9 protein-coding genes are annotated in these 12997 nt (G+C 43.3%); 6 read left to right on the forward strand and 3 right to left on the reverse strand.

The window, feature by feature from the left end; translation table 11 throughout:
• Positions 1–355: 355 nt before the first annotated feature.
• From PZB74_RS10545 to PZB74_RS10570, 6 genes are all read left to right on the forward strand, one after another.
• Positions 356–2788: a TonB-dependent receptor gene (locus tag PZB74_RS10545; RefSeq protein WP_302242572.1), complete on the forward strand. Its 2433-nt coding sequence runs from the start codon at positions 356–358 to the stop codon at positions 2786–2788.
• Between the two features lie 27 nt (positions 2789–2815).
• Positions 2816–4057: a DUF4374 domain-containing protein gene (locus PZB74_RS10550; protein WP_302242573.1), complete on the forward strand. Its 1242-nt coding sequence runs from the start codon at positions 2816–2818 to the stop codon at positions 4055–4057.
• A gap of 79 nt (positions 4058–4136) precedes the next feature.
• On the forward strand, positions 4137–5366 hold the full coding sequence (locus PZB74_RS10555; protein WP_302242574.1) for a PepSY-associated TM helix domain-containing protein: 1230 nt from the start codon (positions 4137–4139) through the stop codon (positions 5364–5366).
• Positions 5367–5638: 272 nt separating this feature from the next.
• Positions 5639–8752 (forward strand): SusC/RagA family TonB-linked outer membrane protein, encoded by a 3114-nt coding sequence (locus tag PZB74_RS10560; protein ID WP_302242575.1) that lies wholly within the window; start codon positions 5639–5641, stop codon positions 8750–8752.
• 32 nt (positions 8753–8784) lie between these two features.
• Positions 8785–10440 (forward strand): RagB/SusD family nutrient uptake outer membrane protein, encoded by a 1656-nt coding sequence (locus PZB74_RS10565; protein WP_302242576.1) that lies wholly within the window; start codon positions 8785–8787, stop codon positions 10438–10440.
• Between the two features lie 209 nt (positions 10441–10649).
• Positions 10650–11285, forward strand: a complete 636-nt coding sequence (locus PZB74_RS10570) for a 3-keto-disaccharide hydrolase (protein WP_302242788.1) — start codon at positions 10650–10652, stop codon at positions 11283–11285.
• Between the two features lie 67 nt (positions 11286–11352).
• Here the strand turns inward: PZB74_RS10570 and PZB74_RS10575 are convergent, their stop codons facing one another.
• From PZB74_RS10575 to PZB74_RS10585, 3 genes are read right to left on the reverse strand one after another with little or no spacing between them, the layout of a single operon-like run.
• The gene (locus PZB74_RS10575) at positions 11353–12012 is read right to left on the reverse strand and encodes a ClpP family protease (RefSeq protein WP_302242577.1); all 660 of its coding nucleotides are present in this window, start codon (positions 12010–12012) and stop codon (positions 11353–11355) included.
• An 8-nt stretch (positions 12013–12020) separates the two neighbouring features.
• Entirely contained in the window at positions 12021–12287 is a 267-nt protein-coding gene (locus PZB74_RS10580; protein WP_302242578.1) for a hypothetical protein, read from the reverse strand.
• Complete coding sequence (locus PZB74_RS10585) at positions 12268–12816, reverse strand: RNA polymerase sigma factor (protein WP_302242579.1); 549 nt, start codon at positions 12814–12816, stop codon at positions 12268–12270. The genes PZB74_RS10580 and PZB74_RS10585 overlap by 20 nt, the downstream gene beginning before the upstream one ends.
• Positions 12817–12997 lie beyond the last annotated feature (181 nt).

Genomic DNA, 12997 nt, shown 5'->3' on the forward strand with positions numbered 1-12997 from the left:
TACAAGAAGACTAATTAATTCTATTGCTTCATTCCACAATCATAAGTCATCATAATCTCCTTCTGTCGGAATATATTGCTACGTACTTATGCTCATTCTTAGCTTGACCTTATTTTTTTGGTATAAAGGATACACTATTCATGTTTTCTCAATTCTTTGTAGGTCAGTTTTTTACATAAATGAAATATTATAAGTAGCTATATCATAGGCTAAAATTAGCTACATGACTGACTAGTGTTAGGTATTGTCCCTTATAAATGACTATTGTAATTTTGAATCGTTCTAAATAGATGCTTGCCTCAGCCAAGAAGGTAATAGAGCTATAAAGCTTAGAGGCGATTGCATAAAATTTACCATGCGAACCATCAAAATGCAGCACAAACCATATCCAAAAAACGTAGGTAAACCAGTTTTATCATTAAGCACCCCTATATTCATCTTTAGCCTGCTTAATCTATGTTTAATATACGTGCAAGATGTACAGGCTCAAGTAAACTCTTTAGGAAGGCTACATGGACGTATCTTGAATGAAGAAAAAGAGGAGGTACTGGGAGCGACTATACTACTGAGAGGAACAAGTTTAGGGGCAGCTACTGATGCTAATGGCTATTATGAAGTCAATAACATACCAGAGGGAAACTATATAGTTATTGTATCTTCCTTAGGGTACGTTACCTCTAACCAGGAGATTAGTCTAGAAAAAGGACAGAGTTTGAAGTTGGACCTTATACTAGAATCCTCTATGGAGCAGCTAGATAACGTAACTATCTTTGGCAAAAGTACTGCTCAGGAAGTAGAAGAGCAGCCGTTTGAGGTAGAAGCCGTTGATGCCAGGCAACTGCACAATACCACACTAGATCTCGGTCATACTCTGGATAGAGTCTCCGGAGTTAGGGTAAGAGAAAGTGGTGGAGTAGGTTCACGTATGAATTTTTCTCTCAATGGCTTTAGTGGTAACCAGGTAAAGTTTTTTATAGATGGGGTTCCTATGGAAAACTTCGGCTCGTCTTTTCAGCTAAACAACATACCTGTTAACCTGGCAGAGCGCATAGAAATTTACAAAGGAGTCGTACCTATCTGGCTGGGGTCCGATGCCCTGGGAGGAGCCATAAATATAGTAACCAATGGAGGTCAACGTAATTACCTTGATGTCTCCTATGCTTATGGCTCTTTTAATACTCACCGTTCGGTAGTAAATACCGTTTATACCTCGGAGTCTGGTTTTACGGTACGCCTGAATGCCTTCCAGAATTATTCGGACAACAATTACTGGGTAGATGTGGATGTCGCAGATATCAACACGGGTAAATATTATCCTCAGCAAAGAGTGAGAAGATTCCATGATACCTACCACAACGAAACATTGATCGCCAAAGCCGGTGTAGTAAACAAGAGCTATGCTGACGAGCTACTTGTGGGAATTACAATAGGGAAAAATTATAATGAAATACAGACCGGAGCGCGTTTGGTAAGCGTGTATGGCGACTGGCATAGACAAGGCAATATTGTGATGCCTGGCCTTAGATACCGGAAGCAAAACTTTTTTATCAAAGGTCTGGACCTGACAGTTAACGCTAATTACAACTTTGGTCAGGAACAAAACATAGATACTGTAAATCGCCGTTACAATTGGTTTGGCGACTACAAAGAGTATAATGGTGAGGGTAGCGAGCGCTCCCGTTCAATGTATAAATACAGTAACAATAATGGAATTGCTACTGCCAACCTACGTTACCAGCCGAATGAGTCGCACGCTATCTCACTAAATCATGTATACAATACCTTTAACCGCCAGGGAAGCGATGAGCTATATCCAGAAAATGATAGCTACGACCAGCCAAGAATAAGTAGGAAGAATGTGACGGGCTTAGGTTATACCTATACATATAGCGAGAGAGGTAATGCTTCTGTTTTTCTGAAACACTACGAACAAGCTAATCGCTTCTCCAATTTTTCTGATGCTGAAGACCAGTACATCATACAGGAGAATAATTTTAGTAGTATGGGTTATGGCATTGCAGCTACCTACTTTTTAACAGAAAGCTTACAGTTAAAGGGCTCTTATGAGAAAAGTTATCGCCTGCCCGAGATAGAAGAACTGTATGGTGATGTGGTCAACCTGAGAGGAAATATAGATCTGGATCCTGAAACTAGCCATAACTATAATCTGGGCTTGGGTTATAAGCCTAATCTTAGCAAAACACATCGTATTTCGGCTAATGCTAACCTGCTCTACCGAGACGCGCAGGACTTTATCCGCCCTCGCCTGGATAACAATCAGGTAATGCAGATCATGGATAACTTAGTAAATGTGACAAATGTGGGAGTAGATGGAGAAATCCGGTATGCTTATAAAGATCTACTCTCTGCAGGAGCGAACATAACTTATCAGAACCTGAGAAACAACACACGTTACGAAGCTGGGCAAGTGGTAGAAAGTTTAGTATACCGTGACCGTATCCCCAACAAACCTTACCTCTTTGGCAATGCAGATGTGTCTGTATACTTCAAAGATCTGGGAGGAGAAGGAAAGCAGCTGACCGTAGGCTACAACCTACTGTATGTGCACGATTTTTACCTCTACTGGCCTAGTTTGGGTAGCGATAAGCTTGGAGTGCCGGAGCAACTATCGCATGACCTAAGTCTGACCTATGCCCTATCTGAAGGTAAATACAACATTACGATAGAAGGCAGAAACCTGGCAGATGCTAAGCTGTACGATAACTTTAGCCTGCAAAAGCCTGGCAGAAGCATAGTAGCTAAACTTAGATATTTCGTCAGTAAATAGTTTTAATATTTTCTAATTCAATTTATAATGAGCAAACACAACTATCTATTAACAATTCTTTTCGCATTATTTTCAACTTTTTTGCTTTCTTCTTGTGATGATGATGAGAACCCCGCGCCAGATGGCGGTGGAGATGCTAATGAAGGAGGCACCAAGTATATCATTACTTCATCGCCTATAGCTTCTGATGGTGTAGCGGATTACCTGCTAACTACTGATGATCTAAGTACCGGAAGCGTAAGTACTGTAGGAAACGGTATTGAGCAGGATGGAACTTACCGTTATTATGTAAGCAACAATAACAAATTCTTCAGCCTTCTGTATGGTCAGGGCAACCCTGGAGCTGTAACCACTTACGAACTCAATGAAGAAGGTGAGCTTATCAAAGTCTCTGACTTCCAGTCTGAAACCGTGCAGGCTTTCGCGGCTGTGGAAGACGACATTTTAATGATGAAAATTCCTCGTAGTGGTGATGCCAATGCCTCATGGTACAGAGTAAATGCAGAGCAGGTACAAATTGTAGGTGAAGGGCAGGTAAACATTGAAGTATTGGCGGGGAACGGCGAGCGTGCGCACTTTACCTGGTTAACTCAGGTAGGTGATAAAGTATATGCTCCATATATGAGCATTAAAGGCTGCTGCGGCGACACCTTTGGCACAAATCACCCGGATAGTGCATGGGTAGCGGTATTTTCTTACCCCAGTATGGAGTTTGAAAGAGTTATTACTGATGACAGAATCAGCTTTATTGGTAAGTACTTTAACAATGGCCTGATTGAAGACGAAAAAGGCGACGTATATGCTTACTCTGCTGCTGTGGCGGCCAGCGAGGGGGAGTTTACTTCTACTAAGCCTTCTGCAATTGTTAAACTTGTTAAAGGAGAGACTGAGTTTGATCAAAATTACTTCTTCAATGTAGAGCAGGCTTCAGGGGGGGCATATATTACTGCCCAAAACTACATTGGAAATGGTAAATTCTTACTTATGATGGCTGACGAAAAAGCCGCTTATAGCGTAGGAAGCCGTTTAGCTATCGCTGACGTTTACACGCAGGATTTTACCTGGGTACAGGGAGCACCCGAAGCCACAAAAGTGGTTAACGTAACTACCAATAACCTGGTAGATGAAGATGGGGAAACTATTCATATAGGTATCACTACCGAAGAAGGCAGCTACATCTATCAGGTAAATGCCAACACTGCCACTGCCACACAGGGTATAGAGGTAGAAGGTGGTAGAATTACCGCAATAAGCAAGTTAACCTATTAGTCTTCTGATTTTTTCAACTTTATAAGGGCCGGTTTATTGTGTTCGGGCCCTTTATGCTCTTACTCATAAATAAAGCATAATGCTAAACTCTGCCAAGAAAAAATACTCCCGATCCTTGTTCTATCGTGTATCTGCATGGTTACACCTCTGGTTGGGCCTTGTCTCTGGTATTGTAGTTGTAATAGTAAGCCTTACTGCGGCAGCCTTGGTGTTTGAAGAAGAGCTACGTCTTTGGCTTCAGCCTTACCAGACGGTAAGCCCTTCTGCTGAAGGTAACTTACTGCCACCTTCGGTACTTAGCGAGGCGGTCAAAAGTAAGTACCAATTTCCTTCAGTATATGGAGTGTTTTATCGTGGTAAAGAGAAAAGTGCCATTGTTCCGTACTATGCAGACCGAAGTGACTATCAGGTAGTGTATGTTAATCCTTATTCGGGCCAGGTGCTCAAAAATCAGCATCTGAATAGCGACTTTTTTCGCTTTATGATTATAGGACATTATCAATTGTGGTTACCACGCTATATTGGAAAGCCTGTAGTAGCTTATGGAACTCTAATCTTCGTAATTACGCTCATAAGTGGCTTAATACTGTGGTGGCCCAAAAAATGGACTTCGGCAACGCGCAAAAGGAGCTTTCTCCTCAACCTGAAAGCCAGCTTTAAACGCCTGAACTATGACCTGCATAATGTGCTTGGCTTTTACGTGCTACTAGTAGCTCTGGTATTAGGGCTTACCGGTATGGTATATGGTATGCAGTGGTTTGCAGAGTCTGTGTACTGGTTAGGCTCCGGAGGTGAAAGCCTGAAGCGAGAGAGGTATCATTCTGATACTACCTTGGTTATTCAACATCCACAAGCCGACGAAGACATACTCTTTAGTCAGTTGCAATCAGAGGTAGATTTCAGTACTTACGATGTTAAAATGTATTACCCTCGTGGCAAGCGCGGTGTATGGGGAGTAGAAGTAAACCCAAAACCTGGCACTACTTACTTAGCACATACAAATTACTACGAGCAGCACTCGCTCAAAAAACTTGCAGAAAAAGCGGCTTTCCCTCATGGCAATGGTGGAGATATGCTGATGAAGCTTAACTACGATCTGCACGTAGGCTCTATAGGTGGTATCTGGACTAAAATTATAGCATTTATCGCGTGTCTGATTTCTGCCAGCCTACCCATAACCGGTTTTATTATCTGGTGGGGTAAGAAAAAGAAAAAGCCGAAGCAGTACAAAGATAAAAAGCCAAAGTTTAGCGGTATGCAAAAAGGTGTGAGCAGGAGAATATCAATACCAGTAAAAGAAAAGGTGTAAACTGTATGTTCTGGAAATTATAGCTTGATAGGGCTTATTAAAAAAAGCAGATCATTCTCTTATTGTTTACAAGCAAAACTTACTCTATACGATAGCTGGCCCAACGCCAGCTGTATTTTTTATAAACTTCATACAAGTTTAATGTAGCTCACATTTCGATAATACAAGCCTAACCTTGGCTTAACCTGCCCTTCTACTCCATCACCTACCTTTGCGCGCAAATATTGGAGCTACCTAAATTTTTGTTTTGCCCAATTTTTAAAGTTAAAACTATGAGAAAACCATTACTGTCTTTGTATAGGTGCAGTGTATGGGTACTAGTCCTGCTTTTAGGTTTAGGCCATACATTGTATGCTCAGAACCGTGCCCTTAGCGGTACCGTTACTGACGAGGAGAATGCGCCCATCCCTGGCGTAAATGTGGTAGTTAAAGGATCTTCTACAGGTACAGTAACAGATGTGGAAGGAAACTATCGCCTGAACGTTAGCCCACAGGCAGAAGTACTGATCTTCTCTTTTGTTGGCTATGCCACGCAGGAAGTCAGTATTAACAATCAGGCTCAGATTAACGTGAGCTTACTTACCGATGCTCAACAACTTAGCGAACTGGTAGTAACAGGATACACAACACAGGACAAGAAAGATCTAACCGGGGCAGTATCTGTAGTAGAAATAGAAGATGTACAGAGTTTCCCTGTGGCGGGTGCAGACGAAATGCTGGAAGGTCGCGTAGCAGGCGTAAATGTAATTAGTAGCAATACCCCCGGTGGTAGTACCGCCGTGCGCGTCAGAGGCTTTAGTACTATCCGTAATAACGATCCGCTGTATGTCATTGATGGTGTGCCTACTACCACGGGTATCAACCTGATCAACCCAAATGATATAGAGTCTATGCAGGTGCTTAAAGACGCATCTTCTGCTTCCATCTATGGTTCTCGTGCTGCCAATGGTGTAGTTATCGTAACTACTAAAAAAGGAAAATCAGAGACTCCTTCAGTAAGGCTCAGGTCTTATGTAGGGGTGCAGGAGGCTGTAAATCTGCCCGATATGCTAGGCGCTCAGGAATATGCGGATATGCTGTGGCAGGCTACCCGAAACGATGGTAAAGTACCTTCCAGCGACCTGTTTGGCGATGGTGCTAACCCGGTAATTCCGTCATATCTGGATGCAGACCAAACTATTCCTTCCGCTAATACAGACTGGATGGGCGAAATTTTTGAACCGGCCCTTATTCATTCACATTATCTGGATTTTTCTAAAGGAAATGAAAAGTCACATTCTCTGCTTTCATTAGGCTATTACGATCAGGAGGGAGTACTAAGTTATACTGACTTTAAAAGGGTGACTGCCCGAATTAACTCTGACTATAAGCTTTTAGATAGGCTTAGCGTTGGTGAAAACCTTTCGGTAGCCTATAGCTGGCAGACATCTACTACTACCAATTCTGTGCTGGGGAGTGTGGTGTATGATGCTATGCGCTTTCCTTCTATAGTACCAGTAAAGGATAACAATGGAGAGTATGGAGGTAATCCACTAAACGATGTGCAGAACCCTCTGGGAAAACTATACCGTAACCGCGATAATCAGCGCCTCAACCTTCGTATTTTTGGTAATGCTTTTGCCAACCTGGAAATTATAGATGGGCTGGACTTCCGAACCAATTTTGGACTGAGCTTTACCAATTTCAACTTTAGAAGTTTTAGCCCTACGTATAACGAGATTCTATCTCAAAACCTGGCTAGCAGCTTATCTACTCAAAATAGCTTCGGCACCGATTGGGTATGGTCTAATACCTTAAACTACGCTAAAGATTTAGGAGTACACAGCCTGGATGTTTTGCTCGGAGTAGAATCTGTAAATGCTTATACCGAGGGCTTCTCTGCTTCCAGGGTGGGTTTCCCTTATAACGATCCTAACTTCCAGTACCTGGATGGTGGAGATGGAGCCGACCAACGCAATAGCGGTTATGCGAATGAGTGGTCGTTGTTTTCCTATTTTGGTAAGCTTAATTATGAGTATGATCAACGGTACCTGCTATCTTTCACTCTTCGAAGAGATGGCTCTTCTAAACTGGGAGAAAACAAATGGGGGGCTTTCCCGGCACTTTCTGCCGGTTGGCGTATTTCTGAAGAAAGCTTCTTTAACCTGCCTGCCATTAATGAGCTAAAACTTAGAGTAGGTTGGGGCCAAAACGGTAATCAGGATATTCCTGCTTACTCTACAATTTCCAGCTTTGCTACCAATCCCTATTACTCTAACTATCCGATGGATGGAGCACAGGCCAGCGTACAACAGGGATTTACTGAAACCCGAAATGCCAATCCAGACCTGAAGTGGGAGACTACCGCTCAGACAAATATTGGACTGGATATGACTTTACTAGAAAACCGCTTGAGCATAGGTGCTGACTATTTCTACAAAAAAACCAAAGATCTGTTAGTAGAGCGACCTTTGCCACCGGTAATAGGTGGTACTAACCAGACCCTCTGGGACAATGTTGGGGAGATGAAAAACTCAGGTTTTGAGTTTCTACTTGCTTACGCCGACGAAATTAATACTGACCTTTCGTTTCGGGTAGACCTTAACTTTGCGGCTATTCAAAACGAACTAACCAGCTTACCTTCTGATATAGATTTTCTGTCTATTCCAGGCTCTATACTGCACTCTACCAATTTTGACCAGGACGTATCACGCTCTGATGTAGGCCAGCCTATAGCTTCATTTTACGGGCACGATGCTATCGGTATCTTCCAGACACAGGAGCAGGTAAATAGTCATGCGGAGCAGCCCGGCGCACAGCCAGGCGATCTGATCTTTAGAGATATTAATGAAGACGGCGTAATTGATGATGAGGATCGTACGTTTGTAGGTTCTCCTCATCCGGATTTCTCTTACGGTATTACGCTGGGTGCAGACTACAAAGCCTTTGATATTTCGCTTTTCTTCTTTGGCTCTCAGGGCAATGAGGTGTATGACCTTACTCGCTACTATGGCGACTTCTTTAACCTCTCGGCATACAATAAGCATGCTCGTACTATGGATGCCTGGACACCCGACAATACTAGTGCCTCTGTGCCGCGCCTCTCTCTGGACGACAACAACCGCAATAGCCGTCCTTCTTCGTACTACGTGCAGGATGCCTCTTTCCTGAAGTTGAAAAACCTTCAGATAGGCTACACCCTGCCTAAATCTGTTGGCGAAAAGCTTGACCTGAGAGTGTATGTGCAGGCGCAAAACCTCTTTACTATTACGCCCTATGAGGGCCTGGACCCCGAAGTAGGCTTGCAGAACTACTCTTCTGACAACCGTAACCTGGATATAGGAGTGGACAGAGGTATCTATCCCTCATCACGAACTTTTCAGTTGGGGGTAAATCTGGGGTTCTAAATCAATAATAGTAGTAGTATCAAAATAGCAATATGATGATCAAGAAAATAACAAGCCTTTTATTGGCACTATCGCTTTTCGCCTGCTCTGAAGACAACTTCTTGCAGGAAGAGCCTATCGGTGAGCTGTCTCCTGAGCAGATTCTCGCTCCCGAAAATATTGAAGGAGTAATTACCTCCACCTATAGCGTGCTTAACGGACAAATAGATGAAGCATCTAATGCCTATAATTCTCCGGCTTCTAACTGGAGCTTTGGCGATGTGCTTTCAGACGATGCCTACAAAGGAGGGGGAGGTACCGGAGACCAGAACGGTATTCACCAGTTGGAAATCTACAACACAGACCCTAGCATACTGGATGTACAACGCAAATGGCTTGCTCTCTACGAAGGTGTAAAGCGCGCAAACCAGTCTATTCGCCTGCTTAACCGATCTCAGCAGTTTGACGAAACCCTAAAAGCACAGCGTATTGGCGAAATGCGTTTTTTAAGAGGGCACTTCTATTTTGAACTCAAGAAAATCTATAACAAAATTCCTTATATAGATGAAAGTGCCGAGCAAATAGAAGATTATTACGTGTCTAATACATCGCTTAGCTCTGAGCAACTCTGGCAAAAAATAGAAGAAGACTTTGCCACTGCTTTTGAGACTTTGCCTGAGTCGCAGGAAGAACCCGCTCGCCCTAGTAAGTGGGCAGCTAAAGCTTACCTTGCCAAAACATACCTCTATCAGGAGAAATGGCAGGAGGCAAGTAATGCTGCCGATGAGGTAATTAACAGTGGAGTCTACAGTCTGATGGATAATTTCAGAGATGTGTTTCTACCAGAAAATGATAACGGTAGCGAAATTATTTTTGCAGTACAGCACTCTATAAACGATGGGTCTCCAAGCAACTATAATGGCTCTATCGGCGACCGTTTGGCTGCCCCCGGTGGGCCTATGTACCCTCAGTATGGCTTCCATCGTCCATCGCAAAACCTGGTCAATGCCTTTAAAACTGACGAAAATGGGCTGCCCTTGTTAGACAATGTGGAGGTAAGGGAGGATGATAACCTGGATGTGCGTATAGATCATACACTGGCCAGACCGGGTATTCCTTATCTGGACTTAGGTATTAATTACGATGCGAGCTGGGCTCGTGATTTAGCTACCTACGGACCCTATGGTACCAAAAAGCGTATGGTATCGGCCAATTCTATCCATTATCTGCAAGTCTGGCCTTACGTAAATGCGTTAAACTATTATGTAATCCGCTATGCAGACCTGCTACTCTGGAAAGCAGAAGCTGCTATTGAACTGGGAGATTTGGAAAGCGGACGTAGCTATATCAATCAGGTACGTGCCCGTGCCATGAATAGCGAAACCGTAAAAAACCTGGAGGGTACTGCTGATGCAGCAAACTACCAGATGTCTACCTACGATAATCCTTTCACCAGCTACGAAGATGCTATTGAGGCGCTGAGAACCGAGCGCCGCCTGGAGTTTGCTCAGGAGGGGCACCGCTTCTTTGATCTGGTACGTTGGGGCATCGCTGCTCAGGTTATTAACAACTATCTGGAAGTAGAGAAAACCCGCCGTTCGCACCTTAGCGGAGCCAGCTTTACGCAAGGTAAGCACGAATACATGCCTATACCGCAGAGCCAGATAGATCTGGGTCGTGAGCTCATTGAGCAAAACGATGGCTACTAGAAAATTTGTATCTATAGATAAGGAAAAGCAGCTTCATAGTTTGAAGCTGTTTTTTTATGCGCGCCTCAACAAAGAATTTTGAGAGTAGGTATCGCAAAAAAGCAGAAATACTAAAGTATAGCTAATATTTAGTATATTTCAAGCTGTATGGAATGATGAAAGAAATAGCAGAGCGCAATACTATTCAACCTAAAACCTATAAACACATGATGACAAATTCTTTTAAAGCAACGCTTACCGTCTTAGTGCTACTGCTGGTGCTAAGCTTTACACCCCGGCAAAGTGCTGAGTGGGTAAGCCTATTTGATGGCAAAAGCCTGGATGGATGGAAGGCCAGCGAAAACCCTGAGACCTTTTCTGTAGTTGATGGTAAAATAAAAGTAGCTGGACCTCGTGCTCATCTTTTTTATGTAGGAACAGTAGAAAATCATAACTTTGACGACTTTGAGTTTAAAGCCCAGGTAATGACAGAGCCGGGTTCCAACTCGGGCATGTACATACATACTGAGTATCAGGAAGAAGGCTGGCCTAGCAAAGGTTACGAGATTCAGGTAAACAACTCCCATACTGACTGGCGTCGTACGGGTAGCCTCTATGCAGTAGATGATGTTAGAGATGTGTACGTAAAAGACAACGAATGGTATACTGAGCACATCATCGTAAAGGGTAAGCAGATTACCGTAAAAATTAATGGAAATACAGTAGTTAACTATACTGAACCAGATGATGCTGAGCGTCCTGATAGCATGTCGGGGCGAAGGCTGTCCAGCGGTACAGTAGCCTTACAGGGGCACGACCCTAAAAGTGTGGTTTACTACAAAGATATTATGGTGCGTCCGCTGTAAATTATTTGTAATACTAAATGCAGCCCCTTCTGTATTTTAGCAGTAGGGGCTTTTTACTGCATTAGTTTTAGGGAAGCGTCCTTCCATTATAAAGACTTACTTCGTATTCCTCTTTTTTCAGCCTAATCAGGTGGTTGGTATCACCGAGTACTTCATCTATCAGCCCAAACTCTTTAGCTTCCAGAGCATTAAGAAATCTGTCGCGCAGAAAGTAGTCCTCTATCTCTTTCCAACTGTGCCCACTCTGTTTACCCATGATATGAAAAAGCTGAGCCTGAAGGCGTTCCTGCTCTCGGGTAGCAATACGTACATCTTCTGTATAGCCTTTGGCTCCACCCCCTGTAGGGTGCATATGTATGGTAGCCTGGGGCAAGGCCATTCGTTTGCCTGTCTTTCCCGAACATAGCAGTGCAGTAGCCATGCTTCCGGAAAAACCCATAGCCACCGTAGACACCGGAGCAGTAATCATCTGCATAGCATCGTATATGGCCAGCCCGGCATACACACTTCCTCCCGGGCTCTGTATATACAAATCTATCTGACGGTTGGGATCCTGACTGTTAAGATAAAGCAGCTGAGCGACGATAACATTAGCCACCTGGTCATCTATTGGAGTACCCAGAAAGATGATCCGCTCTTTAAGCAGTAAGCTGTAGATATCAAAAGCTCTTTCGCTACGGCCACTGTTATCCAGCACCATAGGAATAATGTTGGCATGTATTGACATAAGCTTATTTAATAAAAAAGTTGTAAAATCTTCTGGCGGAAGGAGCGATTGGCAGATTGGGAGAAAAGCTCCTGATGTACTGCCTCTATCTCTGTTTTAAGCTGCTTCCGACCATAGGCGCATGCCAGCTCATGTACTGTCTTCTGAAGCTCTACTTTTTGCTTCAGTTTATAATTTAGCTGTTGTTTTGCCACAAAAAGCAGAAGTGCCTCTGGCTGATTTTTGCCCAGCAGGTGATCTTCTATATCTCTGATTTCACTCAAGGAAGTCCGCATACTGCAATGATTTTTCTTTGACTACACTTCTTATTTTTTCTATGCATTTGTACTTCTGTACGGTAGCCGAACGCGTACCCCTGTAGCCGAAACTCTGAGCGATAGAAGAAAGGGGGAGCTTATCATAATAAAATGCTTTAAGCACCTCCATGCACTTTTGGCCTGCTGATGCCAGCAGCTTTAGCACTTTCTGATAAGAAGCGTACCTTTTCTCAGACTGCTCATAACGCTCAACCCACTTTCCTTCTACACTTTTTGTTGGCAATGCTTTACGGCAACGCCTGAGCCAGAGGTGACGTGAAATGCCCAATAGGTAAGCGCTCTCGTTCTTTATGAATCTACTTTGCTGGCTTAGCACTTCTTCATAATAGATAATTAGTGCTTCCTGAAAAATGTCTCTGGTATCTTCAAAGCTACCCCCTCTGCGGCTAAGATAAGCCGCTACTGTAGGAAAAGCCTGCCGGTAAAGCGTTGTAAACAAAGCTTGCCGAGCTTCCGAGCTTTGTGTCTGAGAATATTGATTGTCCATAAGCTGTTTGTTTTTAGTAAGTGCCAATCTGGGCTAAAGTATCACCTTTGGTCTTTACTTTTTTTAACTTAGGAAGTAAGCTCGCTTAACTTTTGGGTACAGTCTTTTTATTATCAACGAACTAGGGCAATACCGATATTCCATTGCAGAGATATTTACATTTAAACTGTTGCGGCCGATT

Source organism: Porifericola rhodea, assembly GCF_030506305.1.
GTDB lineage: Bacteria > Bacteroidota > Bacteroidia > Cytophagales > Cyclobacteriaceae > Catalinimonas > Catalinimonas rhodea.

Excerpts from the sequence above, each read along its gene's own strand:
- PZB74_RS10565 (WP_302242576.1), top strand. The coding sequence starts at position 8,785 with ATGATGATCAAGAAAATAACAAGCCTTTTATTGGCACTATCGCTTTTC.
- PZB74_RS10585 (WP_302242579.1), bottom strand. The coding sequence starts at position 12,816 with ATGGACAATCAATATTCTCAGACACAAAGCTCGGAAGCTCGGCAAGCT.
- PZB74_RS10555 (WP_302242574.1), top strand. The coding sequence starts at position 4,137 with ATGCTAAACTCTGCCAAGAAAAAATACTCCCGATCCTTGTTCTATCGT.
- PZB74_RS10545 (WP_302242572.1), top strand. The coding sequence starts at position 356 with ATGCGAACCATCAAAATGCAGCACAAACCATATCCAAAAAACGTAGGT.
- PZB74_RS10570 (WP_302242788.1), top strand. The coding sequence starts at position 10,650 with ATGACAAATTCTTTTAAAGCAACGCTTACCGTCTTAGTGCTACTGCTG.
- PZB74_RS10560 (WP_302242575.1), top strand. The coding sequence starts at position 5,639 with ATGAGAAAACCATTACTGTCTTTGTATAGGTGCAGTGTATGGGTACTA.
- PZB74_RS10580 (WP_302242578.1), bottom strand. The coding sequence starts at position 12,287 with ATGCGGACTTCCTTGAGTGAAATCAGAGATATAGAAGATCACCTGCTG.
- PZB74_RS10575 (WP_302242577.1), bottom strand. The coding sequence starts at position 12,012 with ATGTCAATACATGCCAACATTATTCCTATGGTGCTGGATAACAGTGGC.
- PZB74_RS10550 (WP_302242573.1), top strand. The coding sequence starts at position 2,816 with ATGAGCAAACACAACTATCTATTAACAATTCTTTTCGCATTATTTTCA.